General features: G+C 75.4%; 18 protein-coding genes. 9 read left to right on the plus strand and 9 right to left on the minus strand.

Translation table 11 applies throughout. The features are described from left to right. Positions 1 to 113: 113 nt before the first annotated feature. The 3 genes from SCK26_RS04215 to SCK26_RS04225 all read left to right on the plus strand — a co-directional run bounded on the left by SCK26_RS04215 (position 114) and on the right by SCK26_RS04225 (position 4,941). Positions 114 to 1,328: a hypothetical protein gene (locus SCK26_RS04215; protein WP_318199890.1), complete on the plus strand. Its 1,215-nt coding sequence runs from the start codon at positions 114 to 116 to the stop codon at positions 1,326 to 1,328. 29 nt (positions 1,329 to 1,357) lie between these two features. Further along, entirely contained in the window at positions 1,358 to 1,633 is a 276-nt protein-coding gene (locus tag SCK26_RS04220) for a DUF1232 domain-containing protein (RefSeq protein ID WP_318199891.1), read from the plus strand. Positions 1,634 to 2,202: 569 nt separating this feature from the next. Then, entirely contained in the window at positions 2,203 to 4,941 is a 2,739-nt protein-coding gene (locus SCK26_RS04225) for a SpoIIE family protein phosphatase (protein ID WP_318199892.1), read from the plus strand. 165 nt (positions 4,942 to 5,106) lie between these two features. On the opposite strand, the gene SCK26_RS04230 is transcribed toward SCK26_RS04225, so the two are convergent. The 3 genes from SCK26_RS04230 to SCK26_RS04240 form a co-directional block, all read right to left on the minus strand. Further along, the gene (locus SCK26_RS04230; protein ID WP_318199893.1) at positions 5,107 to 5,343 is read right to left on the minus strand and encodes a hypothetical protein; all 237 of its coding nucleotides are present in this window, start codon (positions 5,341 to 5,343) and stop codon (positions 5,107 to 5,109) included. Between the two features lie 104 nt (positions 5,344 to 5,447). Next, a complete protein-coding gene (locus SCK26_RS04235) occupies positions 5,448 to 6,953 on the minus strand; it encodes an FG-GAP repeat protein (protein WP_318199894.1) in 1,506 nt (501 codons plus the stop codon). 154 nt (positions 6,954 to 7,107) lie between these two features. Further along, positions 7,108 to 8,949 (minus strand): glycoside hydrolase family 15 protein, encoded by a 1,842-nt coding sequence (locus SCK26_RS04240; RefSeq protein ID WP_318199895.1) that lies wholly within the window; start codon positions 8,947 to 8,949, stop codon positions 7,108 to 7,110. A gap of 205 nt (positions 8,950 to 9,154) precedes the next feature. Between SCK26_RS04240 and SCK26_RS04245 the strand changes: the two genes are divergently transcribed. The 3 genes from SCK26_RS04245 to SCK26_RS04255 all read left to right on the plus strand — a co-directional run bounded on the left by SCK26_RS04245 (position 9,155) and on the right by SCK26_RS04255 (position 13,212). Further along, the gene (locus tag SCK26_RS04245; RefSeq protein WP_318199896.1) at positions 9,155 to 9,361 is read left to right on the plus strand and encodes a hypothetical protein; all 207 of its coding nucleotides are present in this window, start codon (positions 9,155 to 9,157) and stop codon (positions 9,359 to 9,361) included. 284 nt (positions 9,362 to 9,645) lie between these two features. Continuing rightward, positions 9,646 to 10,014, plus strand: a complete 369-nt coding sequence (locus SCK26_RS04250) for a hypothetical protein (protein ID WP_318199897.1) — start codon at positions 9,646 to 9,648, stop codon at positions 10,012 to 10,014. Between the two features lie 255 nt (positions 10,015 to 10,269). Then, the gene (locus tag SCK26_RS04255) at positions 10,270 to 13,212 is read left to right on the plus strand and encodes a hypothetical protein (RefSeq protein ID WP_318199898.1); all 2,943 of its coding nucleotides are present in this window, start codon (positions 10,270 to 10,272) and stop codon (positions 13,210 to 13,212) included. Between the two features lie 29 nt (positions 13,213 to 13,241). Here the strand turns inward: SCK26_RS04255 and SCK26_RS04260 are convergent, their stop codons facing one another. The 4 genes from SCK26_RS04260 to SCK26_RS04275 all read right to left on the minus strand — a co-directional run bounded on the left by SCK26_RS04260 (position 13,242) and on the right by SCK26_RS04275 (position 17,387). Then, positions 13,242 to 13,718 (minus strand): DUF5709 domain-containing protein, encoded by a 477-nt coding sequence (locus SCK26_RS04260; protein ID WP_318199899.1) that lies wholly within the window; start codon positions 13,716 to 13,718, stop codon positions 13,242 to 13,244. A 347-nt stretch (positions 13,719 to 14,065) separates the two neighbouring features. Beyond that, positions 14,066 to 14,923, minus strand: coding sequence for a proteasome subunit beta (gene prcB / locus SCK26_RS04265; protein ID WP_318199900.1), 858 nt, complete (start codon positions 14,921 to 14,923; stop codon positions 14,066 to 14,068). 71 nt (positions 14,924 to 14,994) lie between these two features. Beyond that, the gene (locus SCK26_RS04270; RefSeq protein WP_318199901.1) at positions 14,995 to 15,942 is read right to left on the minus strand and encodes a lysylphosphatidylglycerol synthase domain-containing protein; all 948 of its coding nucleotides are present in this window, start codon (positions 15,940 to 15,942) and stop codon (positions 14,995 to 14,997) included. Then, positions 15,939 to 17,387: a hypothetical protein gene (locus SCK26_RS04275; RefSeq protein ID WP_318199902.1), complete on the minus strand. Its 1,449-nt coding sequence runs from the start codon at positions 17,385 to 17,387 to the stop codon at positions 15,939 to 15,941. The genes SCK26_RS04270 and SCK26_RS04275 overlap by 4 nt, the downstream gene beginning before the upstream one ends. Positions 17,388 to 17,554: 167 nt before the next feature. On the opposite strand from SCK26_RS04275, the gene SCK26_RS04280 reads away from it, so the two are divergent. Beyond that, positions 17,555 to 17,926 (plus strand): BlaI/MecI/CopY family transcriptional regulator, encoded by a 372-nt coding sequence (locus tag SCK26_RS04280; protein ID WP_318199903.1) that lies wholly within the window; start codon positions 17,555 to 17,557, stop codon positions 17,924 to 17,926. 76 nt (positions 17,927 to 18,002) lie between these two features. Here SCK26_RS04280 and SCK26_RS04285 read toward each other — a convergent pair whose 3' ends face one another. Beyond that, positions 18,003 to 20,363: a glycoside hydrolase family 65 protein gene (locus SCK26_RS04285; protein ID WP_318199904.1), complete on the minus strand. Its 2,361-nt coding sequence runs from the start codon at positions 20,361 to 20,363 to the stop codon at positions 18,003 to 18,005. Continuing rightward, complete coding sequence (locus tag SCK26_RS04290) at positions 20,360 to 21,100, minus strand: beta-phosphoglucomutase family hydrolase (protein WP_318199905.1); 741 nt, start codon at positions 21,098 to 21,100, stop codon at positions 20,360 to 20,362. Before SCK26_RS04290 ends, SCK26_RS04285 begins: the two co-directional genes overlap by 4 nt. A gap of 85 nt (positions 21,101 to 21,185) precedes the next feature. On the opposite strand from SCK26_RS04290, the gene SCK26_RS04295 reads away from it, so the two are divergent. Further along, the gene (locus SCK26_RS04295; protein ID WP_318199906.1) at positions 21,186 to 21,857 is read left to right on the plus strand and encodes a nucleoside/nucleotide kinase family protein; all 672 of its coding nucleotides are present in this window, start codon (positions 21,186 to 21,188) and stop codon (positions 21,855 to 21,857) included. Positions 21,858 to 22,100: 243 nt separating this feature from the next. Further along, positions 22,101 to 24,011, plus strand: coding sequence for a phosphatase PAP2 family protein (locus SCK26_RS04300; protein ID WP_318199907.1), 1,911 nt, complete (start codon positions 22,101 to 22,103; stop codon positions 24,009 to 24,011). Positions 24,012 to 24,211 lie beyond the last annotated feature (200 nt).

The raw sequence follows: 24,211 nt of genomic DNA on the forward strand, positions 1-24,211 counted from the left end.
CGGTACGCCCGGCGTGCTTCCTGGCGACGCGCGGGGCACGGCCCCCGCGGCCGCGCCGCCCCGCCGAACGGTGATACTGGGAGGCGCACCCGCCCCCATCAGCAGATTGGCTTATGTCGAACTCCGCCACCGACCACGCCACCGTCCCGCAGACCGTCTGGGCGGTGCGCGGCCGTCACACCGGTCCCGCCCCCGAAGAGGTCGTCCGCCGCGCCCTGCGCCGGCACAAGGAGAGCGGGGACATCGACGACTTCGCCGAGTCGCCGCCCGCGTCCGGGGATCCCGGCCGCCGGGTCTTCGAGGCCCGTTGGCGGGCCGGAGGCGCGGTGACCGTGCGGGCCCGGCTGACCCTCGTACCGCGCGAGGGCCGTCCGCGGGGGCACGAATGGCGGCTGGTCGCCGAGGCGGAGCGGCCGTGGGACGACGCATGGCCCTCGCCCGCGACCCTGTTCTGGCCCGACGGCGGCTCCGGCGAGGGCGACGACGGCTCCTGGGACCATCACCCGACGGTCCCGGGACTGCGCTTCCGGCACGTCAACGCGCTGCCCGAGGACGACAAGGAGATGCGCCGCCGGCTGCGGGACGCGGCCCGGGAGGCGTGGTGCGTCCACGTCGTCGTGCACGAGGCGATGACGCCGGACGAGCGGGGCCGGCTGCCGCTGACCGGACTGCTCCCGCCCGGGCTGCGGCACCGCGTGATCGAGCACCGGGCCGCGCCGCAGCAGCTGCGCGGGGTCAACTGGGCGCTGAAGGACCTCGGCGTCGAGGTGCCCCGCGGCGGCGCGGTGCTGCTGCCCCCGGACCCGGCCCCGCAGGACTACGACGGCCGCGAGCACAGCGTGCGCACCGTCTTCCTGGACGGTTCGGAGCCGGCCGGGCTCATCGCGGTGCTGCGGCACTTCCTCGCCCTGCCCCGCCCGCTGTCCCCGGACGCCGCCGAGGCGCTGACCGACCTGCGCGAGAACTGGACCCTGATGACCCTCCAGGAGCAGCTGGAACGCGAGCGGCGGCTGGTCGCGATGTACGCCGACGCGCTGGAAGCGATGACGAAGTCCCGGGACCTGTACAAGCAGGCCGCCGAGCAGGCGCTGGAGGCGCTGGCCGCCTACCGCGACGTCCCTTCGCCCGCCCTGCCGCAGCAGCGGCCCGGCTCGCGGGCACCGGGCGCGCTGCAGCAGCTGACGCGGACCTTCGAGCGGCTGAAACTCACCGCGTGGAGCCGGCCGCAGCCGGAACCCGCCACGGTGACCGAGACGAACGCGGCCGCGGCCGACGGCACCCGCGCGCCGGACGACACCGCGGCGCCGGAGGACGAGAAGCCGTCCTAGCCGTTCCGGCGGCCGGACAAGGAGCCCCCATGGACACGACCACCGCCCTGCTGCTGATCGCGGCCTGCGTCGGCGCGGCGCTGCTCGCCGTCGCCGTCGGCCTGCTGGTGCGGCTGGTACGGACCCGGCGGACGCTGCGGCGGGCGGGGCTGCCGACGGGGCCCCGGTGGGTGTTCTGGGGCGCGGTCGCCTATCTGCTGCTGCCCACCGACCTGCTGCCCGACCCGGTCTACCTGGACGACATCGGCGTCCTGCTCCTCGCCCTGCGCAGCCTGCCGCTGCCGCGCCGGACACCCGAGATCTGACGCGCCGCCGACCGCGCCCGCGTGCGGCCGGGGCCACGCCTCCCCGCCCCCAGCGCGTGTTCTCGCCGTGTCGTCCGGCGCGGGCCCACGGGAGGAGGCCGGGGCCGGTGGCCGGACGTGGCGAGCGGGCGGTCCCTGCCCGGGCCCGTCCGGCCGCACTGCCGGCCGGGCCCGGTCCGGCGCCCACGACCGCCACCGCGCACCGCACCGGCGTACGGCTCGTCACCACCCGGCCACCACGACCCGCCGCCCCCCCTACAACCCGCGACCGCCCCGGCCGCTACCTCGTACGTCCTACGCCCCGCGACCGCCCTCGGCGCCCCGCCCGGCGCTCTCCTACAGCCGCAACCACTTCCAGCCGCCCCGCCGTCCGGCACTCCCCCCACAGCCCCAACCCCTTACGGCCGCCCAGCCACCCGGTACTCTCCTGCGGCGCCACAACCACTTTCGGCCACTCGCTCGGCGCCCCCGTGCTCCTCCGCCCGCCGGACCCCGGCTCCTCCGGTCGGGCGTCGGCGGCACGGGTGACGCTCTCGCCTCACGGCGCCCGGCAGTGTAGACATGGGCACATGGTGCGACTGCCCGGCCGGCCCGCTCCCCGGCCGCCCCGAACGTCCGGGCACCCGCGCGCACCGCACAGCCCGCCGCACCCGGCGCACGGCGCGGGCGGCAGCCGGCCCGGAGTGCTCCGGTCGGCGGTGACCGGACGCAGCGTGGCCGGCCAGGTGTTCGTCCTGCAAGTGGTGATCGTGCTGCTGCTGGTCGTCTCGGCGGTGGTGGCCCAGGTGCTCCAGGTACGGCACGACACCGACACCGAGGCCGCGAACCGTTCCCTCGCCGTGGCCGAGACCTTCGCCAACGCGCCGGGCACGGCCGAGGCCCTGCGCTCCCCCGATCCCACGGCCGTGCTCCAGCCGCGCGCGGAGGCCGCCCGCACGGCCACCGGTGTGGACTTCGTCGTGGTGATGGACACGCACGGCATCCGCTACACCCATCCCAAGACCGACCGCATCGGCAAGAAGTTCGTCGGCACGACCGCCCCCGCCCTGGCCGGTCACACCGTCACCGAGCACATCACCGGCACCATCGGCCCGCTGGTGCAGGTCGTGGTGCCGGTGCGGGACCCCGCGGGCAAGGTGGTGGGGCTCGTGTCCGCCGGGATCACCACCGCGCACGTGGGCGGCACCGCGGACCAGCAGCTGCCGCTGCTGCTCGCCGCGGCCGGCGCCGCGCTGGTGCTGGCGACGGCGGGCACGGCCCTGGTCAGCAGACGGCTGCTGCGCCAGACACACGGCCTCGGACCGTACGAGATGACCCGGATGTACGAGCACCACGACGCGGTGCTGCACGCGGTCCGCGAGGGCGTGCTGATCGTCGGCGGCGACGGCCGGCTGCTGCTCGCCAACGACGAGGCCCACCGGCTGCTGGGCCTGCCCTCCGACGCCGAGCGGCGGCATGTGCTGGAGCTGGGCCTGGACGACGAGACGGCGGGACTGCTGGCTTCCGGACGGGTCGCCACGGACGAGGTGCACCTGGTCAAGGACCGCCTGCTGGCGATCAACCAGCGGCCGACGGACCTGCGCGGCGGCCCGGCCGGCAGCGTCACCACGCTGCGCGACTCCACCGAGCTGCGCGCCCTGTCGGGCCGCGCGGAGGTGGCCCGGGAGCGGCTGAACATGCTCTACGACGCCGGAGTGGGCATCGGCACCAGCCTGGACGTGTCGCGGACCGCCGAGGAGCTGGCGGGGCTGGCGGTGCCCCGGTTCGCGGACTTCGCCACCGTGGACCTGTTCGACGCGGTGCTGAGCGGGGAGGAGCCCCGGCCGGGCACGGCACTGCGCCGCACGGCCTGCGCCGGTGTGCGCGAGGACTCCCCGCTGTACCCGCTCGGCGAGCGGATCCGGTTCGTGCCCACCTCGCCCCAGGCCCGCGCGCTGGCCACCGGGCAGTCGGTCGTGGCGGAGCGGCTGCGCGAGGCGCCCGGCTGGCGGGCGCAGGACCTGGAGCGCACCGACCAGGTGCTGGACTACGGCATCCACTCACTGATCACCGTGCCGCTGCGGGCCGGCAGCCTGGTGCTCGGTGTGGCGAACTTCTGGCGGGCGGAGAAGCCGCAGCCGTTCGACGCCGAGGAGGTGTCCTTGGCGGAGGAGCTGGTGGCGCGGGCCGCGGTGTCCATCGACAACGCCCGCCGGTACACCCGTGAGCACAGCATGGCCGTCACCCTCCAGCGCAGTCTGCTGCCGCGCTCCCTGCCCGAGCAGGGCGCCCTGGAGATCGCCTACCGCTATCTGCCGGCCCAGGCGGGCGTCGGCGGCGACTGGTTCGACGTACTGCCGCTGTCGGGGGCCCGGGTGGCGCTCGTCGTCGGGGACGTGGTGGGGCACGGGCTGCACGCGGCGGCGACGATGGGCCGGCTGCGGACGGCCGTGCACAACTTCTCGGCGCTCGACCTGCCGCCGGACGAACTCCTCGGCCTGCTGGACGAGCTGGTGGGACGGCTGGACCAGGACGAGACCGCGGCGGCGGGCGGGGCCGTGGTGACGGGCGCGACCTGCCTGTACGCGATCTACGACCCGGTGTCCCGGCGGTGCACCCTGGCCCGGGCCGGCCATCCGCCGCCCGCGCTGGTGCGCCCGGACGGCACGGTGGAGTTCCCGGACGTGCCCGCGGGTCCGCCGCTGGGGCTGGGCGGGCTGCCCTTCGAGACGGCGGAACTGGAACTGGCGGAGGGCAGCCGGCTGGTGCTGTACACCGACGGCCTGGTGGAGGACCGGGAACGGGACATCGACGAGGGGCTCGGCATGCTGGACGACGCCCTGCGCCGGACGCCGGAAGCCTCCCCGGAGGAGACCTGCCGCGCGGTGCTGGACCGGCTGCCGGCCCGGCCGAGCGACGACGTGGCGCTGATCGTGGCCCGCACCCGGGTGCTGGGCGGGGACCGGGTCGCGCAGTGGCAGGTGCCGTCCGACCCGGCGGCGGTGTCGGAGGTACGGTCCTCGGTGACCCGGCGGCTGGCCGACTGGGGCCTGGAGGAGCTGGCGTTCACCACGGAACTGATCCTCAGCGAGCTGGTCACCAACGCCATCCGCTACGGGCGCGGCCCGATCGGAGTGCGGCTGCTGCGCGACCGCACGCTGATCTGCGAGGTCTCCGACCGCAGCACGACCTCGCCGCACCTGCGGTACGCGGCGAGCACCGACGAGGGCGGCCGGGGCCTGTTCCTGGTCGCCCAGCTCGCCGAGCGCTGGGGTACCCGGTACACCCCCCACGGCAAGGTGATCTGGGCGGAACAGCCGCTGCCGTGAGCGTGCGGGACGGGGAACCCCGGGGACGGCGACGGCCCGGCGGACGACGGCACCGGGATCACCGCCTTCGTCACGGCCGTGGCCGGCACATGACTGCGCGGTGACCGGGTGCGGTCCGCCGGGCCGCCCGTCCCTCGTTTCCGGTTCGCCCGGGCGCCGGCGGCGTCAGCCGCCGCCGAGGCGGGAGCGCAGGAGCTGCTTGCCCAGTTCGGCGCCCTTGCGACTGTCGGACTGGGCCTTGCGGAACAGCTCCGCGACCTCCTCGTCCTTGTCCCGCTCGGCGTCCTGGACGTACTGCTCCAGGCGCAGGGCGTTGCTCAGGCACGCCTCGACGTACCAGATGAGGTTGTAGTCCTTGTCGCGGGTGCCGGTGACGTCGCCGGTCTCACTGGTGCTGGTCATCCGGGGTCTCCTCCCTCTGCCGAGGCTTGGGTCGATTCCGCTGTGGGAGCCCCCGGGTACCCGTGCGACCTGCGGACACACCGGCCGGTCCGGCCGGCGTGCCGCTACTCGTCGATCACGGCGCCGAAGCGGGCCGCGTGCGCGGCGGCGCCCAGGTCGGCCGCGCCGTAGGACCAGGAGCCCTCGGCGAGCGGCCCGCCGCCGCTCGCGGGAAGCAGCCAGACGACGCCGTCGCCGGCGTTCTCGCCGGGCGCGGCGGCCAGCAGTTCGGCGCGGCCGTCGCCGTCGGTGTCGGCGAGGCGGACCTGCGCGCCCCAGGCGTCGTCGGCCTCGGCGGTACCGGGGATGTGGGCGGTGTTCTGGTCGAAGGAGCGGGCGCCGCCGCCGGTGAGGCCGGTGCGGGAGCCGCGCAGCAGCCAGACCGCGCCGGCGTCGGCGACGGTGCCGATGTCCTCGCCGGGCGCGCCGACCGCCACGTCCGCGTAGCCGTCGCCGTCCGCGTCGGCGACGGACAGGTCGGCACCCCACGCGTCGCCCTGTTCGGCGGTGCCGGGGACGCCCGGGGAGTTCTGCGACCACCACTGCGGGGCGGTGCCGGGGCCCTGGGTGCCGGCCGGGCCGTCCGCGCCGCCGTAGTACACGCCGACCAGTCCGCCGGGGGCGTTCGCGTCGCCGGTGGCCTCGTCGGCGGCGCTGAGCTGGCCGAGGACGAGGTCGTCGTAGCCGTCGCCGTCGATGTCGCCGGAGGCGGAGCCGAGGCCGCCGTGCAGGTCGCGCCGGTAGGCGAGGCCCTCGGCGCCGCCCGCGTAGTACGCCGACCAGCCCTTGGTGTAGTCGTCGTCGGGGCTGTAGCCGGAGACGACCAGGTCGGCGAAACCGTCGCGGTCGTAGTCGCCGGTGGTGACGTAGCCGGGCTGGAGCCGGTGGCCGGTGGAGTGCGGGGCGCCGACCCGGCGCAGGACGCCCGCGTGCCAGGTGAAGGCGGTGAGGCCGACGTTCTGGTCGACGGCGACCAGCTGGTCGGAGTCGACGTCGCCGGTGAACCGGGCGGCGGCCACCGCCAGGCCGAAGCGGGCGCCGGCGGTGGGCCGGGCCGCGGTGACCGAGGCGTTCGGTCCGGTGCCGAGGCCCTGCTTCGAGCCGTACAGGACGGTGACCCGGCCGGCGTCGGCGACGGTGCCCTCGTCCTCGCCGGGCGCGCCGATCACCGCGTCGTCGTAGCCGTCGCCGTCCAGGTCGCCGGTGGCGACGGCCTGGCCGAAGTCGTCCCAGGACTCGGAGGTGCCGGGCACGCCCCGGGTGGACTGGCTGACGACCTGGACCCGGCCCCTGGGGACGGTGGTGGTGCTGCCGATGCCGTTCGGGGCGCCGTACTGCACGGTGACGTAGCCGGCGCCCTCCTTGCCGTCGACGGTGCCCTCGGGAACGCCGGTGAGCAGGTCGGCGTAGCCGTCGCCGTCGAAGTCGCTGTTGCGGTCGGCGGCCGAGGTGCCGCCGGGGACGCCCGCGAACGCGGCCGGCGCGGCGAGGATGCCGGCCGAGGCCAGCAGCAGGAAGGAGGCCGCCGCGACGGCGGCGGAGCCCGCGGTGCGACGAGTGTTGGTGGTCATGTCCCTTACCCCCGAGGTTCGGTGATGGACCGTCAGCCGAGTGGTCGGTGCCGGTGCAGGGTTCGACCCGGCGGGGGCCGGGGTGGTTGTGGGGCGCGGACCGGCTGTGACACGGCGGTGACAGCCGTTGCCGGGCCGGGACGCGGCGCTCGGCTCAGCCGAGGGCGCGGTCCAGGTTGAACGCGGCGCTGATCAGGGACAGATGGGTGAACGCCTGCGGGAAGTTGCCCTGTTGCTCGCCGGTGCGGCCGATCTCCTCGGCGTACAGGCCGAGATGGTTGGCGTAGGTGAGCATCTTCTCGAAGGCCAGCCGCGCCTCGTCGAGCCGGCCGGCCCGGACCAGCGCCTCGACGTACCAGAACGAGCAGATGGAGAAGGTGCCCTCGTCGCCGCGGAGGCCGTCGGGGCTGACCTTCGGGTCGTAGCGGTAGACGAGGGAGTCGGAGACGAGGTCCTCGGTGAGGGCGTCCAGGGTGGACAGCCACTTGGGGTCGGTGGGGGCGATGAACTTGGCGAGGGGCATCATCAGCACGGAGGCGTCGAGGACGTCGGCGCCCTCGTACTGGACGAAGGCGCCCCGGCGTTCCGACCAGCCGCGGTCCATGATCCGCCGGTAGACGGCGTCCCGGGCCTGGCGCCAGCGGCGGTGGTCGGCGGGCAGTCCGCGGTGGTTGGCGAGGCGGATGGCCCGCTCGATCGCGACCCAGCACATCAGCCGCGAGTACAGGAAGGTCTTGCGTCCGCCGCGGGTCTCCCAGACGCCCTCGTCGGGCTGGTCCCAGTGGTCGCACAGCCAGTCGACGAGGTGGCACAGGTCGTCCCACTGCCCGCTGGAGATGGGCTGGGCCCACTTGTCGTAGAGGTAGACGGAGTCGATCAGCGCGCCGTAGATGTCCAGCTGGAGCTGGTCGGCGGCGGCGTTGCCGACCCGGACCGGCGCGGAGCCGAGGTGTCCCTCCAGGTGGGGCAGCTCGCGTTCGGGCAGGTCGGCGCGGCCGTCGATGCCGTACATGACCTGTAGCGGTCCGGAGGCGGCGCCGTCGCCGGGACTGATGTGCGTGGTCAGGAACCCCATGAACGCCTCGGCCTCGCCGCTGAAGCCGAGGCGGAGCAGGGCGTAGACGGCGAAGGCGGCGTCGCGGACCCACACATAGCGGTAGTCCCAGTTGCGCTCGCCGCCGAGCTGCTCGGGCAGGCTGGTGGTGGGGGCGGCGACGATGGCGCCGGTGGGGGCGTAGGTGAGCAGTTTCAGGGTGAGGGCCGAGCGGTGCACCATCTCGCGCCAGCGGCCCCGGTAGCGGGACTGGTGCAGCCACCGGCGCCAGTAGGCGACGGTGGCGTTGAACTCGTGTTCCGCCTCGGCGTGGGCGCAGCCGCGGGGCGGCACCGCCGCGCCGAGCTGGTCGAGGGCGAACACCGCCGTCTCGCCCTCGCCGAGTTTGAACTCCGCCCACGCGTCGCGGCCGTCGCTCTCCACGGTGACGGTCGAGGTGAGCGCCAGGGACAGGGCCGGTGACTCGAAGAAGACCATGCCGTCCACGGTGCGCAGGGTGTGCGGGGCGGCGCCGTAGTCGAAGCGCGGGGCGATCAGGGCCCGGAAGGGGACGGTGCCGCGGACGCACACCACGCGCCGGATCAGCCGGTGCCGGCTCACCTCCCGGGACTCGTCGCAGCCGACCGGCATGAAGTCCTGTACCTCGCCGACTCCGTCGTCGGTGAAGAAGCGGGTGATCAGCACGTTGGTGTCGGGGAAGTAGAACTGCTTGGTGCGCGCGGGTACGGCGGCGGCCAGTTCGTAGCGTCCGCCGCGCTCTGCGTCGAGGATCGCCGCGAAGACGCTCGGGGAGTCGAAGGAGGGGCAGCAGTACCAGTCGATCGTGCCGTCGGTGCCGACCAGGGCGACGCTGCGCAGATCGCCGATGAGGCCGTGGTCGGCGATGGGCAGGTAGCGCGGGCGGGGGCTGGGGGCGTCCTCGGCGAACGGCGTCGCGGCCATCGGCGGCCTCCCGGTGAGCGATTGCGATCCGTACGGGATTTCTCCAGCTTAGGAGCGAGTGGTTCCGCGTGGCGCGGGAAGGCGCTTCGCACCCGCTCCCGGCGTCCTCCGGATGCAGGGTGCGCCGGGGCGGGCAATGGTGAGAGTGTGCCCCGTTCGGAGGCACCGGCACGGATGCGGTCATCCGGACCGAGGAGGAGGCATCATGTCGGCATCCACACCCGAAGAGTCCCGTGCGTCGGACGACGTCTGCACCCCGGACGCCCTGCTCCACTCCGCGCCCCCCGGGGACGTCTCCCCGGAGGATCTGGTGATGGCGGCGGGCAGGGACGTCACACCGAGGAACCTCGACTGGGCGCGTCGCAAGCTGGAGTCGGAGGGCCCGGCGGCCATCGAGAAGATGCTGCCCTAGGGCGTCCGGGGATTCGGCGCGAGAGGAAACGGGCCGGCGGGGCCGGGCGCGAGTCGCGCCCGGCCCCGCGCTGTCCGGCGCACCACCGCAGCGGCACACGATCGTTCACGAGAACCTGTGGACGCTCAAGGCCGACGGCGAACTCACCGCGCGGAAGCTGCCCCGGCGGACGATGGCGTCCTGGGAGGTCGTCGCCGTCGAAAGACCCGGGGTGCAGGACCGGTGCGCCGGGACGCAGGGCGCGGGCCGGGGCGGTGGCGTCCGTGTGGTCCCGGTGCAGGTGTGTGCCGAGCCCGGCGAGCACCGCGCCCTCCGTGCGCGGGCGGTTCACCTTCGGCAGCGGCGCCGAGAGCCCGGTGCCCTCCAGGACCCCCACGGGCCAGACGACCACCACCGGGCCGTTCACCACCGCCGCCGTGCCCGCCGTCGACGGCATCGGCGACCCGCAGGTGTCCTGGGCCGTCGAGGCCGGCGGCAAGCGAGTGATCCACCTGGGCGACAGCGTGTTCCACGGCTATTGGTGGCGCGCCGCCCACCGGTACGGCCCCTTCGACGCCGTGCTGCCCCCGTCAACGGACCGGCCCTGTGCTTTCCGCACCGCACGCCGCCGAGCCCCTAACCCGGCGCCCTGGACGTCCGGCAGGCGGCCGTGACCGCACGGCTGCTCGGGGCGAGGGCCGTGCGGCCGATTCCACTACGACGGCTTCCACATCGACGGCGTCCACCACACCCGGCCCGACGAGCTGCCCCGCTTCCTCGACGCGGCGGCCCCGGAGCCGTACACGGTCCTCACCCCGGCCCCGGGCGAGGACCCGGCCCTCTGAAGCGCCTCGTCCCCTTTTCCCCACCGCGCCCCGGCGCCGTCCCGCTCGTGCCACAGTGCGGTGGGGATCGTCGGCCAGGGGGGCATGGTGGGATCACGCGGGTTGCTGTCGTTCTCGGACGCGCTGACGCTGCTGGGCTGCGACCCGCCCGCCGTCGCCGCGCTGGACCGGGCGCTCGGCGGGGCGCTGAACCTCGCGACGGGCGGCGTCGGCGACGGGCTGGTACGCATCGCGGACGCCCGCGGCAGCGTGCTGGCGCTGGGCCGGGGCGCGGTGCACGGGCTCGGCCGGCGGCTGGGCCGGGCGCGGGGCCGGGCCGAGCGCACCGACGTGCTGCACGCGGCGCACACGGTGATCGTCGTCCTGGCCTGGTTCCAGGCGTTGCAGGAGCGGCGGCCGCCGGTCGGGCCGGCGGAGGCGGGGCTGACCCGCCGAGAGCAGCTCGCCCTCGCCGGCGCGCCCGGCGCGGTAGAGCGCGGAGCCGCCTTCGCCCGCTCGCTGGCGGCCGTCGACGCGCCGTTTCCCGCGCCGCACCGGCCCTTCGAGGCCGTCACGGAGGAGCTGCTGCGCTGGTACGAGGGCCTGTCGGGCCGGTTTCTCGACTTCCTCGACGGGCTGCGCGTCTGGGAGGCGCTGACGGAGACGGAACGCGCGGAGGCCCGGCGGGTGTTCCGCGCCGAGCTGCCCGGCGAGGCGGTCCGGCAGTACGAGTCCCTGTATGCCCGGCTCGCCCAGGAGGCCCCGGAGTTCGGGTACTGGACGACGCGGATCGAGCACCGGGCGACCCGGGCCGAGGTGCGCCGCTCCCTCGGCGGAGTGACCGAGCTGCTGGCCGGCCTGGTCCGCACGAGCGGCCCTCCGGTGGACGTCGCCGCCTCCCTCGCCCGCGCGGCGGAAGCGGTGCTGTCCCGTCCGGTGCTGGACGCCGCGTCCGGGCCGGCGGGCATCCGTGTGCCGACGCTCGGGGAGATGTACCTCGACCCGGACTTCCGGGTGCGCGAGGCGGCCGGCGCGAGCGGGCCCGCCCTCGAGTCGTGGTGGGAGGAGGTGCCGGTGCGCCGTGACCTCACCGGCTATCTCGCCGGGGCCCTGACGTCCGTGGCGGCGGCCGGTGCGCCGCTGCTGGTGCTCGGGCAGCCGGGGGCCGGGAAGTCCGTGCTCACCCGCGTCCTCGCCGCCCGGCTGCCGTCGGCCGGTTTCCTGCCCGTGCGGGTGCCGCTGCGGGACGTGCGGGCCGAGGACGACCTGCAGGACCAGATCGAGCAGGCGGTGCGCACCGCGACCGGGGAGCGGACGTCCTGGCCGGAGCTGGTCCGCTCCCTGGGCGGTGCCATGCCCGTGCTGCTCCTGGACGGGTTCGACGAGCTGTTACAGACCACCGGGGTGCACCACAGCGACTTCCTGACCCGGGTCGCGCGGTTCCAGCAGCGGGAGGCGGACCAGGGCCGGCCCCTGCGCGCCCTCGTCACCAGCCGGATCGCGGTCGCCGACCGGGCCCGCCACCCCGAGGGCCTGGTCGCCCTGCGTCTGGAGCCGTTCCGCCCCGAGCAGATCCGGCGCTGGCTGGCGCTGTGGAACGCGGCCAACACCGACGGTCTCGCCGCCCGCGGGCTGCGCCCGCTGGACTGGGAGGCGGTCGTCCGCCACCGGGCGCTCGCCGCCCAGCCGCTGCTGCTGACGATGCTGGCCCTGTACGACGCCGCCGGCAACGCCCTGCCGCGCGACGGCGGCGGCCCGCTGGACGAAGCCGAGCTGTACGAGGAACTGCTCACCTCCTTCGCCCGCCGCGAGGTCGACAAGACCGCGCCCGCCGCCGTACCGGACGACGAGGCGCGGGCCGGTGCCGAACGGGAGCTGCAACGGCTGTCGCTGGTCGCGTTCTCGCTGCACAACCGGCGCCGCCAGTGGGTGTCGGCCGCGGAACTGGACGAGGACCTGACGGCGCTGCTGGGCCGCGGCTTCGCCGAGACGTCCGGCTTCCGCACCCCGCTCGGGGCCGCCGACGCCGCTCTGGGCCGGTTCTTCTTCGTCCAGCGCGCCCAGTCCCTGCGGGACGGACGGGTGCTGGCGACGTACGAGTTCCTGCACGCCACCTTCGGCGAGTACCTGGTCGTACGCCTCGCGCTGCACGTGCTCACCGGTCTGCTGGCGCACCGCCCGGCGCTGTCCGTGGCCGAGAGCAGCGTCGACGACGACCTCGCCTACACGCTGCTGTCGTACGCGCCGCTGTCCTCCCGGCAGATGCTGCGATTCGCCCAGTCGATGGTGCGCCGGATCCCGGACGCCGAACGCGACCGGCTGGCGGGCCTGCTCATCACCGTGCTGCACCAGCACGGGCAGCGCACGCACGAGCCGCACCGCGCCTACCGGCCGGCCCGCTCCCCCGACGCCCCGGGCCTGCGCACCTCGGCCCGGCACGGCGTCTACGGAGCCAACCTGGTCCTGGTGATCCTGCTGCTGAAGGGCCGGGTCACGGCCACGGAACTGTTCCCGGCGTGGAAGGAGCGCGCCGGGGCGTGGCACCGCCATGTCCTGCTGTGGCGTTCCTCGTTCGACGAGGAGCAGTGGACCGACTTCGCGCTCTCCGTGTCCGTCAAACGGACCTGGACGGAGCACGGCAGGGAGCTGGTGGTGTCGCTGCGGGACGGCTCGCCGGGCGCGCCGGAGCCGATGGACATGAACTGGCTGTACCGCTATCCGCGGGGCAACGACGGACCGGTCTGGTCCCGCACGTACTGGGACGACATACGCCACAAGATGGATGTGTCCGACGGCACCAACGACGGCATCGTGCGGCACGCCATGGACCCGGTCTTCACCTGGCTCGGGCCGGCCGTCACCACCTTCGTCGCCTCACCGGGCGGTCCGGCCACCTCCCTGGCGCACGACGTGCTCCGCCTGCTGCTCGGCGCCGGGGAGCTGACGCGCGCCGAGGAGGACGCCCTGCGCGCCCGGATCGCACGCGGGCTGGACGCGGTCCCGCCCGGCGTGCGGGCCCGGGTGCTGCGGCTGCTCGACGGACGGTGACGCCCCTGTCCGCCGGCCGGCCGGCGGGTTCAGGGTTCCTCCTCCACCACGTGCATCGCCGCCTCCTCGGCGCCCGCCGCTCCGCCGTCGATGCCGACGTCGCGGGCGACCTCTTCCTTGGTGGTGTCGGTGTGGGTGCCCTCGTCGGGTGCGACCAGGCGGCCCGCGCGGGCGGTGCCGGCCTCGGGGTCGAGGGGTTCGCCCTCGCCGCCGGGCAGGTCGCCGATCTCGTCGCCGGGCGGCACGGCGACGTCCGGGACCTCCTGGCCGAGCCGTTCGTCCAGGGTCTCCCCCTCGTGCTGCTCGGCGGCGGTGGTGCCGTGCTTGGTGACGCCCAGGGGCCGCTCGGGCGGTGAGTAGCCCTCGTCGAGCATGTCGTCGTAGGTGCGCTCGCCGACCGCGTCCTGCAGGTCCAGCGGTCCGGCGTCCTCCTGTTCCTCGTTGCCGCCGGTCGGCTGGTAGGCGTCGTCCGCCATGGGGGTCTGCTCGGACTGCTGGTCGCTCATGGTCGCCTCCTGGGGATTCACGGACTGTCCCGGTCCGCGTTTCCCCCGGCCGGAGCCTTAATCCCATGGACGTCCCGTCGACCGTCGTCGATCCCGCCGGCCCTGATCCGCTCCTGCCGCGTCGGGAGCCGCGGACGCGGTGCCGGGGCCGGGCGGGTGGGCCCGGTCCGAGCGGGGAGGGGGCGGAGCGGGATCAGGGACGGCCGTCGGGATGGAGGTTCCTGCGTGCGCTCTCCACCCTGCTGCCATCCTTCCGCACGTGCAATTCATGCGCAGTAAAGGGCGCCACCGGCCTTTCCCATGGGGAGGGAAAGGAGACCGGAGACGGAGGTTCCGCTCGGGTTCCCTCAGTCCGCCGTGGCGTGCGGACCGTCCGGGCGGGTGGCGCGCTGGCGGACCGTCTCGCGGGCGAGTTCCTCCGTCTCGGGTCCGGGAAGCCGCTCGTAGCCGTCCTCGGTGATGGCCGAGAGAACGGGATAGATGCGGCGGTGCAGGTCGGGGCCGCCGGTGGCCGAGTCGTCGTCCGCCGCGTCGTAGAGCGCCTGGAGCGCGGCGAGGGCGGCCTCGCGGCGGGTCAGGGACGGCCGGTACAGCTTCTTCAGCGCGCCCCGGGCGTACGGGGAGCCGCTGCCCTCGACGTGGAAGTCCTGTTTCTCGTACAGCCCGCCGGCCGCGTCGAAGCCGAAGATCCGGCCGCGCCCGCCACCGGGCCCGGTGAGGTCGTAACCGACCAGCAGCGGGACGACGACGAGCCCCCGCATCGCCTGGGCGAGGTTCTGCCGGATCATGGCCGCGAGCCGGGTCGCCTTGGCGCCGAGGGTCATCGGGACGCCCTCGATCTTCTCGAAGTGGGCCAGCTCCACCTGGTAGAGCCGCACCATGTCCAGGGCGAGGCCGACGGTGCCCGCGAACGCGACGGCCGTGTGCTCGTCGGCCGGATGCACCTTCTCCAGATCCCGCTGGGCGATGAGGTTGCCCATCGTGGCCCGCCGGTCGCCGGCGATCAGCACGCCGTCGCGGAAGGTCAGCGCGAGCACGGTGGTGCCGTGCGGAAACCGGCCGGGCGCCACGGGGACGCCGGGCGGCAGGGCGGGCGCGGTGGGCAGCAGCCCGGGGCGGTGCGCGGCCAGGAACTCGGTGAAGGACGAGGTCCCCGGTGTGAAGAAGGCCTCGTCCGGCAGGCCCGCGCTGTCGTTCCCCGGCATGGCTCCCCCTCCAGTCGGATGGCATGTACCCGACTCCTACCTGCCGGGAGGACGCGGGAAACTTCCGGCCGTCACAGGGCTTTGCGCCGCACCAGCACCCCGAGCACCAGCAGACCGGGCAGCAGCGGCAGCCAGACCGTCAGCAGCCGGTAGCCGAGCACCGCGGACGCCGCGCCGGCGCCGGAGGTGCCGGCGGCGGTCAGGGCGAGGGCCAGCGCGGCGTCCAGCGAGCCGAGCCCGCCCGGAGTGGGCAGCAGGGCGGCGGCGCTGCTCGCGGCGAGGTACAGCAGCGCCACCTGGAGCGGGGCGAGCGCCACCCCGACGGCCCGGATGACGGCGATGAGGACCAGCGCGTGCAGCACGGCGAAGGCCAGGGAGCCGCCCCACAGGGCCGCCGCGCGGGCCGGGCGGGCGTGCAGGGCGCGGACGTCGGCGAGGACGGTGGCGAGCGCAGGCCGGCACCGCGACCACCAGGGTGTGAGCGGCAGCAGCGCGAGCAGGACGGCCACGCCCGAGGCGGCGGCGACCACCGGCGGGGACGGCCGGGGCAGGCGCAGCAGCCCGGGACAGGCCGGGGCGAGCAGGGCGATCAGCACCAGGCGGACGACAGCGCCCGCGGCGGCCTTGACGGCGAGCGCGCCGGCCGCGCGCCCGGCGGGCAGCCCGCAGCGCATCAGATAACGCAGGTTCACCGCGCCCGCGCCGATCCCCGCGGGCAGCAGGTGACCCGCGGCGGAGGCGGCGAACTGGGCGGCGAACAGCCGGGGGCCGGGCAGCCGCCGGACGACGGCGCCCTGCTGGGCGAGCGCGGAGGCCGCCCAGGTGCCCGCGGCCGCCACCGCGCCGGTCAGCAGCCAGCCGTGGTCGGCGACCGCCAGCCGTCCGGCCCCGCTCTCCACCGCGGGCCAGTGCCGGCGGGCCAGGTACAGCGCGCCGAGGAGTACGGCTAGGCAGCCGCCGGCGTGCCAGTAGACGCGCCGGCGGCCGAGGGAGGCGGCGAGGCCGGCCGGCGAGGTCATGAGCCGGCGCCCGGGACGACGTAGTACAGCCGGACCGCGCCGACGGCCGCGGGCGTCCAGCCGCGGGCGTAGCCGGGCGGCGCGGCGCCCGGCGGCACCAGCGCGGCGACCGGGATCCGCCGGGCTGCGCGGGCGAGGGCGGCGCGGGTGGTGTTGGCGTTGTGCCCGGCGGTCGCGGCGGAGGCGCAGCCGGCGGCGTACGCGACCGGGATGGCCTCGTGACCGGTGAGCAGGCAGGGCGGGCGGACGCCCCGGCGGTGCAGCTCGGCCGCGGTCCGGGCCCAGGCCTCGCGCGCCCGGATGTGGGTGCCGGCCACCCGGTGGGCGAGGGTGAGCTGCGCTCCGAGGTGCACGGCGAGCCCGGCGCAGAGCAGCACCCGGGCGCGCGGTCGGCGGGCGGTCGGCAGGCGGGCGAGGACGTCGGCGACCGGAACGGCCAGGAGGGCGTAGGCGGGCAGCAGGAAGCGGGGTGCGGCGTAGCCGATCAGGAACAGGTAGGGGAAGGCGGCGGTCGCCGCGCAGGCCAGCGGCAGGAGGGTGGGCGCGGGACGGCGGGCGCGGACGGCGACGGCCGCCGCGAGCACGGCCAGCGGCGGCAGCGCGCACCACCAGAAGGCGTACAGCGGGTGCGGCAGGGCGTCCGCGCACGGCCGGCACAGGGTCCGCCCGCCCAGGCTGCGCAGCTGGTCCACCACGGCGAGGTGCCAGCCGAGGCCGCCCTGGATCGCCGAGCCGTCGGCCAGCCGCCGGGCCAGGCCGCCGTAGCGCGCGTACGCCTCGGCCACCCACTCGACGGCACCGGCGGCGAGCCCGGCCGACAGCACGAGCACCGGCCTCCACTGACGGCGCGCCAGACCGGCGGCGCACAGCGGCAGGGCCGCCCACACCGCGTCCACCGGCCGCATCCAGGCCATCAGCGCCGCGCCGCCCGCCAGACCCCACAGGGCCGCCGTGCCACCGGTGCGGGCGCGCAGGAAGCAGCCGACGGCGGCCAGGGCGCCGAGGGCGACCCAGAGGTTGGGCATGGCCTGCGGGCCGTAGAAGAGGGTCACCCACAGGGACGCGAACAGGCCGCCGGCCAGGGCCAGCACGCGGACGGGGAACAGTCCGCGCCAGGCGCGCAGGGCCCAGAACAGGGCGAGGCCGGACAGCAGGGCGAGGTAGAGCCGCAGCAGCGCGGTGGACGACGTCCAGGACGCGACGGGCGCCACCAGCAGCGACACGCCGCGGGCGCGGGGCGCGCTGAAGAAGGCGGCGGGGGCGTGGTGGCCGACCTGGCTGACGTACACCGTCTCGTCCCAGCCGAGGCCCAGGCCGGTGCCGACGACGAGGAGTTGGGCCAGGGTGAAGGCCGCGGCGACGGCGGCGAGCGGCCGGGCGGCGGGCACGGGGCGGGAGCGCGCGGGCCTCACCGCGTCGAGTGTCGCGTGCGCGCTGCCGGCCATGACCACCCCTCACGTCCCCACGGGTCGTGGTTCCACTGTCCCCCGCCGCCCCGTCAGTGCCGGGAGGCGGGCTGCGAAAACGCGGCCGGACCGACGCGGATCACCCGGCCGTGCCCGGCGGGCAGGGCCATCCGGCCGACGGCCCTACGCGCTGTAAGGTGGAGGGCATGGTCGGCACAGGGCCCCGTGGCGGTCGGCGGCGCGGGGCGGGGGAACTGGAGAGCGAGGTACTCGCCGTCCTCTGGTCCGCCGGCCGTCCGCTGACCCCGGCGGAGATCCAGCAGTCGATCGGCGGCGGGCTCGCGTACAACACGGTCCATACGATCCTCACCCGCCTGTACGACAAGGAACTGGTGCTGCGCGACGCCGGCGGGCGGCGCGGCGCGTACCGTCCGGCCAAGGACGCGGCGGAGCTGACGGCCCGGGCGATGCACGAGGCCCTGGACCGGGCGCCGGACCCGCCGGCCGCGCTGAGGCACTTCGTGACGGGGCTGGGCGCCGAGGAGGAACGGGTGCTGCGGGGGTTGCTCGGCGGCTAGGTCGCGCCGTAGGAACGCGGTTGCATCCGCCGGAGCGCGGACAACCCCCACGCGCCTGCCTACCGCGGCCCCTGATTCACCGCGCCCCGCCCGCGGTCGGCGCCCGGTGCCGGGGCTGTGCGGGCGTGGCCCGGCGCACCACCGGTGGTACGGGGCGGACCGCCGGCTCGTCGGTGGTGACCGTCAGCGGCTCGCCGTGGTGGCGGAGCGTCAGCGGCTCGCCGTCCAGCAGCGCGTACGTCACCTTGTCCGCGCCGATGTCCACGCGCAGCCGGCGTCCGCGGAAGCCCACGTGGAAGGCGAGGCGGCGCAGCCGTTCGGGCAGGCGGGGCGCGAACCGCAGCCGGTCGCCGTCGCGCCGCATGCCGCCGAACCCGGCGACCAGCGCCATCCAGGTCCCGGCGAGCGAGGCGATGTGCAGCCCGTCCCGGGTGTTGTGCTCCAGGTCCTGGAGGTCCATCAGCGCCGCCTCGGTGGTGTAGGCGTAGGCGAGGTCCAGGTGGCCGGTCTGGGCGGCGACGACGGCCTGGCAGCAGGCGGACAGCGAGGAGTCTCGGACGGTCAGCGGCTCGTAGTAGGCGAAGTTCCGGGCGATCTGCTCCTCGCCGTACTCCTCGAAGAAGTCGCCGCAGGTGTACATCGCCAGCACCAGGTCGGCCTGTTTGACGACCTGTTTGCGGTAGAGGTCGAAGTAGGGGAAGTGCAGCAGCAGCGGGTACTGGTCGGGGCGGGTGGCGTCGAAGTCCCAGCGCTGGTAGCGGGTGAATCCGGCGTGCTGTTCGTGGACGCCGAGTTCGTCGTTGTAGGGGATGTGCAGGGCGTCGGCGGCGTCCCGCCAGGCCGCGCTCTCCTCCTCGTCCACGCCGAGCGCCCGGGCCCGGTCCGGGTGGCGTTCGGCCGCGTCGGCGGCGGCGCGCAGGTTCTGCCGGGCCATCAGGTTGGTGTAGGTGTTGTCGTCGGCGACCGCGCTGTACTCGTCGGGGCCGGTGACGCCGTCGAGGTGGAACACGCCGTGGGAGTCGTGGTGGCCGAGCGACCGCCACAGCCGGGCGGTCTCCACCAGCAGTTCCACGCCGGTCTCCCTCTCGAAGCCGGTGTCGCCGGTGGCCGCGACGTACCGGACGGCGGCGTCGGCTATGCCGGCGTTGACGTGGAAGGCGGCGGTGCCGGCCGGCCAGTAGGCGGAGCCCTCCGGGCCGGCGATGGTCCGCCAGGGGAAGGCGGCTCCGGCGAGCCCCAGTTGGGCCGCGCGTTCGCGGGCCTCGTCCAGGGTGTTGTACCGCCAGCGCAGGGCTTCGGCGACGGCCTGGGGCGCGGTGTGGGTGAGCACGGGCAGCACGAACATCTCGGTGTCCCAGAAGGCGTGCCCGTCGTAGCCGGAGCCGGTCAGTCCCTTCGCCGGTATCGCGCGTCCCTCGGCGCGGGCCCCGGCCTGAAGGACGTGGAACAGCGCGAACCGGACGGCCTGCTGGATCTCCTCGTCGCCCTCCACCTCGACGTCGGCGCGGGCCCAGAAGTCGTCCAGACTGGCCCGCTGCTCGGCCAGCAGCCCGTTCCAGCCGTCGTGCGCGGCGGCGGCGAGCGCGGCGTCGACCTGGTCGGCCATCGCGGGCAGCGACCGGGCGCCGGACCAGCCGTGCGCCACCAGCTTCTCCACCCGCAGCGTCTGTCCGGGCTCCAGTACGGAGGTGACGGTGAGCCGGGCCACGTCGATGCCGCTCTCGCTGCGGGTGGTGGTGCGGTCGGGGCCGGTGACGACGTGGTCGGCGGCCACGGCGACCCTGAGGCCGCTGCGCCGGGTGCGGTGCACCAGCCGGAGCCGGCTGCCGGAGGCGAAGTGGTCCTCCTGTTCCAGCGGCGACTTCAGGGCGCGGGCCGCGCGCGGGTCGCCGTCGGGCTCGGGCAGGCTCTCGTTGGCGACCAGTTCCGACTGGATCACCACCCGGCTGCGGTCGCCGACCGCCTCCACCTCGTAGGCGACGGCGGCCACGGCCCGCTGGGTCAGCGACACCAGCCGGGTGGAGCGCACCCGGACCGTGGAGCCGGCCGGGGAGGTCCACTCGCAGGTCCGCTCCAGCACGCCCCGGCGCAGGTCCAGGACGCGTTCGTGGGCGACGAGCCGGCCGTAGCGCAGGTCGAACGGCTCGTCGTCCACCAGCAGCCGGATGACCTTGCCGTTGGTGACGTTGATGACGGTCTGCCCGGACTCCGGATAGCCGTAGCCGGCCTCCGCGTACGGCAGCGGGTGCACCTCGTGGACGCCGTTGAGGTAGCTGCCGGGCAGGCCGTGCGGCTCGCCCTCGTCCAGGTTGCCGCGCCAGCCGACGTGCCCGTTGGACAGCGCGAACACCGACTCGCTCTGCGCGAGCACGTCGAGGTCGAGGGTGGTCTCCCGGACGGTCCAGGGTTCGACGGCGTACGACCGGTCGGTGATCACCGCTCACCTCCCAGTTCGGCCAGGTCCTTGACGACGATGTCGGCGCCGTGCGCGTACAGCGCGTCGGTCTGGCCCACCCGGTCCACGCCGACGACACAGCCGAAGTCGCCGGCGCGGCCCGCGTCCATGCCGGCCAGCGCGTCCTCGAACACGGCCGCGCGGGACGCCTCGACGCCGAGGTCCCGGGCGGCGGCGAGGAAGGTGTCCGGGTGCGGCTTGCCCGGCAGGTTCCGCTCGGCCGCCACCACGCCGTCGATCCGCACGTCGAAGAAGTGCTCGGCGCCCACCGAGCGCAGCACGTCCCGGCAGTTGGCGCTGGAGGAGACGATCGCGGTGCGCAGGCCCGCGGCGCGGACGGCCTCCAGATAGCGCACGGTGCCCTCGTACACCTCGACCCCGCCGGTGCGGATCTTCTCCAGCAGCAGCTCGTTCTTGCGGTTGCCGAGGCCGTGCACGGTGGCGGCGTCCGGCGGATCGCCGGGCTCGCCCTCGGGCAGGCGGATGTCACGGGAGGCGAGGAAGGCGCGGACGCCGTCGGCGCGCGGACGGCCGTCCACGTACTCGTCGTAGTCGGCGTGGACGTCGAACGGCCGTCCCCGTTCGCCGTCGTAGTCGCGCAGGAACGCGTCGAACGTCTCCTTCCAGGCCGCCGCGTGCACGACGGCCGTCCTGGTGACGACCCCGTCGAGGTCGAAGAGGCAGGCCTGGATGGTGTCGGGCAGACCGAGCTGAGTCATACCGAGGACTGTTCCCCGTCCCGGGCACTTAAGCCGGTGGCGCGCACCACATACGGCACGGACGGGTGGTGACACACTCTCCGGTGTGCCTGCGACCATCGGCCGTGTACCGCGGACCTTCGACGACCTCCTCGCCCGTGCCCGTGCCCTGCCCCGGGACGGCCGGCGTGCCCTGCTCGGCATCGCGGGCAGCCCCGGCGCCGGCAAGTCGACCCTCGCGCGGCGGCTGGTCCGGGCCCTGAACGGTGACGGCGTGCCGTGGGCCGCGCAGGTGCCGATGGACGGGTTCCATCTCGCCGACGCCGAACTGGACCGGCTGGGCCGCCGGGACCGCAAGGGCGCGCCGGACACCTTCGACGCGGGCGGCTACGCGGCGCTGCTGCGGCGGCTGCGGGAGGAAACCGGCGAGGTGGTGTACGCGCCGGGGTTCGAGCGGGTGCTGGAGCAGCCGCTGGCGGGCGCGATCCCGGTGCCGCCCGAGGCCCGGCTGATCGTGACCGAGGGCAACTACCTGCTGCTGACGGAGGGTTCGTGGGCGCGGGTGCGGCCGTGCCTGGACGAGGTGTGGTTCTGCGAGGTCGGCGAGGAGGAGCGGATCCGCCGCCTGGTCGCCCGGCACGAGGAGTTCGGCAAGGAGCGCGCGGCGGCCGTGGCCTGGGCGCGTGGCACGGACCAGCGCAACGCCGACCTGGTCGCGGCGACCCGGGACCGGGCGGACCTGGTGGTGCCGGCCACCGCGCTGCCGGCCGGCGACTGACGCCGCCCGTCCTGTTCGTTCCCGTGGACCTCACCGCCACGGGCTCGCTCACGGAGACCTTCGAAAGGCCGAGGTGAGGGCCGCGCGTTCACCCGTCGTACACGCTCCGGTCGCCGCGGCCTTCCCACCGGGTCACCAACCCGCCCTAGACATGCACCCGTTCACCCCGCACTCCGCAACGGGATCGCACCACCGCGCACACCGGCGCGGGCGTTCCCGGCGACCCTTCCGAGAGGCACACGCATGCCGTCACCCGCCGGGCCCCGCACCCCCGCACCGAACCGGCGCCGGTTCCTCACCGCCTCGCTGGCCGCGTCGGCGGGAGTGCTCGCCGCACCGGCCGTCGCCGCCTGGCTGCCGGCCGCCGACGCCAAGGCCGCGACCACGCCGGCCGCGTTCGTGGACGACTACCGCAGCAACACCGCCGACCACCTCACGCCCGGCACCAACGCGGTGGTCCGCGTCCTCGGCGGCTTCGCCGGGATCTGGAAGACCGGCGCCGCCTGGGACTCGGGCACGCCGCTGCGCGCCGACATCCTCCGCGCCGACCTGCGCTACTGCGCGCGGATCACGGCCGCGCGCACCGAGGCGCAGGCGAAGGAGGCGTTCGTCCACGACCGCCGGCACCAGAGCTACGCCCTGATCGCGGGCCTCGGTCCGCTGGCCGGCCCGTACCGGGCCGGCGCGCGGGCGGTCACCTCGATCACCGGCGCGCCCGACGGCACTCCGGCAACCACGGTGAGCGACGCGGTGCCGGCCGGCGCGCCGGCGGGCTCGGCCCTCGGGGCGGGCGCGCACGACTCGGCGCTGGGCAAGGTGGCCGAACTGGTCGACACCCTGCGCGGCCCGTACGCCTCCGGCAACCCCGCCAAGTACGCCTACCAGTACCCGCGGCCGTGGCGGCTGACCGAGGACAGCGAGGTCGTGGACACCGGCCGGACGGACGAGTTCGGCTTCCCGGTGTACGACTCGCCCGTGACCGTGGCCCCGCAGCTGCTGCGTCAGCGCGGCACCTCCCCCGCCGACGACGGCGGCTTCCCCAGCGGTCACACCAACGCCTTCCACCTGGCCGCGCTGGCGTACGCGTACGCGGTGCCGGAGCGGTTCCAGGAGCTGGTGACGCGGGCGTTCGAGCTGAGCCACAGCCGGATCGTGGCGGGCATGCACCACCCGGTCGACGTCATCGGAGGCCGGATCATGGCCACCGCGCTCGCCGCGGCCACGCTCGCCGACCCGGCCCACGCCGGGCTGAAGGCCGCCGCACGGGCCCAGGCGCTCGCCTACTTCACCGAGCGGACCGGCACCACCGCCGACACCCTGTACGCCTACGCGCACCCGGACGACGACCCGTACGCCGACCGGGCCGCGAACCGGCGCGCGGTGCGCCACCGGCTGACGTACGTCCTGCCCCGCGAGGGCCGCGAGCTGCCGCCGGCCGTGCCCAAGGGCGCGGAGGTGCTGCTGGAGACCCGGCTGCCGTACCTCACCGCCGGCCAGCGCCGCGCGGTGCTGCGCACCACCGCGCTGCCCTCGGGCTACGCGCTGCTCGACGGGTTCGAGCAGTGGGGGCGGCTGGACCTGTTCGCGGCGGCGGACGGCTACGGCGCCTTCGACACCGGTGTCACCGTCACCATGGACGCGGCGGCCGGCGGTTTCTCCGCGGCCGACAGCTGGCGCAACGACATCGGCGGGCCGGGCGGGCTGACCAAGCGGGGCACGGGCGCGCTGACGCTGACCGGCCGCAACCGGTACACGGGCGGGACCGTGCTGGCCGAGGGCACACTGACGGCCGGTTCCGGGGACGCGCTCGGCCGCGGGGACGTGCGGGTGACGGGCGGGACGCTGCGGGTGGCCGGGCGGCTGCGGGTGCGCGGCGCCTGGGCGCAGGACGCGGGGACACTGGAGGTCACGGCGCGGGCCGGCCGAGCGGCGGCACCGGTGAGCGTCGCGGGGCGGGCCGTGCTCGGCGGGCGCGCGGTGCTGGCGCTGCGGCTGGACACCGAACGGCCTCCGGCGGCGGGCGGCACGCTGCCGGTCCTCGCCGCGCCCCGGCTGGCCGGACGGTTCGCACGGATCGAGGTCAACTCCGACCGGCTGCGGGCCGTGCCCGTCTACACGGCAGAGGGCCTGTCGGTACGGCTCCTGCGACGGTGACGCCGCAGGGTGGCGGAAGCGGTGCGCCGGCAAGACCGTGAACCGGTCACCGCGCGGCCCGTCCCGTCAGGTGCGCGGACGACGACACGTGAAACGCACAGACGCGGGGAACCGCCGCGAGCGGGCGCACGGGCTGCCGACGGTCCCGGACCCCGCCGTCGCCACGGCGCGCGAACGACCGGCGGTGCTGCTCGCGGCAG

The sequence above is a fragment of the Streptomyces sp. SCL15-4 genome, assembly GCF_033366695.1.
GTDB lineage: Bacteria > Actinomycetota > Actinomycetes > Streptomycetales > Streptomycetaceae > Streptomyces.

What these genes read in the sequence shown, in the direction of transcription:
- SCK26_RS04235 (WP_318199894.1), bottom strand. Translation starts at nt 6,953, where the DNA reads ATGACCACCAACACTCGTCGCACCGCGGGCTCCGCCGCCGTCGCGGCG.
- SCK26_RS04290 (WP_318199905.1), bottom strand. Translation starts at nt 21,100, where the DNA reads ATGACTCAGCTCGGTCTGCCCGACACCATCCAGGCCTGCCTCTTCGAC.
- SCK26_RS04240 (WP_318199895.1), bottom strand. Translation starts at nt 8,949, where the DNA reads ATGGCCGCGACGCCGTTCGCCGAGGACGCCCCCAGCCCCCGCCCGCGC.
- SCK26_RS04260 (WP_318199899.1), bottom strand. Translation starts at nt 13,718, where the DNA reads ATGAGCGACCAGCAGTCCGAGCAGACCCCCATGGCGGACGACGCCTAC.
- SCK26_RS04300 (WP_318199907.1), top strand. Translation starts at nt 22,101, where the DNA reads ATGCCGTCACCCGCCGGGCCCCGCACCCCCGCACCGAACCGGCGCCGG.
- SCK26_RS04275 (WP_318199902.1), bottom strand. Translation starts at nt 17,387, where the DNA reads ATGGCCGGCAGCGCGCACGCGACACTCGACGCGGTGAGGCCCGCGCGC.
- prcB (WP_318199900.1), bottom strand. Translation starts at nt 14,923, where the DNA reads ATGCCGGGGAACGACAGCGCGGGCCTGCCGGACGAGGCCTTCTTCACA.
- SCK26_RS04225 (WP_318199892.1), top strand. Translation starts at nt 2,203, where the DNA reads ATGGTGCGACTGCCCGGCCGGCCCGCTCCCCGGCCGCCCCGAACGTCC.
- SCK26_RS04245 (WP_318199896.1), top strand. Translation starts at nt 9,155, where the DNA reads ATGTCGGCATCCACACCCGAAGAGTCCCGTGCGTCGGACGACGTCTGC.
- SCK26_RS04255 (WP_318199898.1), top strand. Translation starts at nt 10,270, where the DNA reads ATGGTGGGATCACGCGGGTTGCTGTCGTTCTCGGACGCGCTGACGCTG.
- SCK26_RS04230 (WP_318199893.1), bottom strand. Translation starts at nt 5,343, where the DNA reads ATGACCAGCACCAGTGAGACCGGCGACGTCACCGGCACCCGCGACAAG.
- SCK26_RS04220 (WP_318199891.1), top strand. Translation starts at nt 1,358, where the DNA reads ATGGACACGACCACCGCCCTGCTGCTGATCGCGGCCTGCGTCGGCGCG.
- SCK26_RS04270 (WP_318199901.1), bottom strand. Translation starts at nt 15,942, where the DNA reads ATGACCTCGCCGGCCGGCCTCGCCGCCTCCCTCGGCCGCCGGCGCGTC.
- SCK26_RS04215 (WP_318199890.1), top strand. Translation starts at nt 114, where the DNA reads ATGTCGAACTCCGCCACCGACCACGCCACCGTCCCGCAGACCGTCTGG.
- SCK26_RS04280 (WP_318199903.1), top strand. Translation starts at nt 17,555, where the DNA reads ATGGTCGGCACAGGGCCCCGTGGCGGTCGGCGGCGCGGGGCGGGGGAA.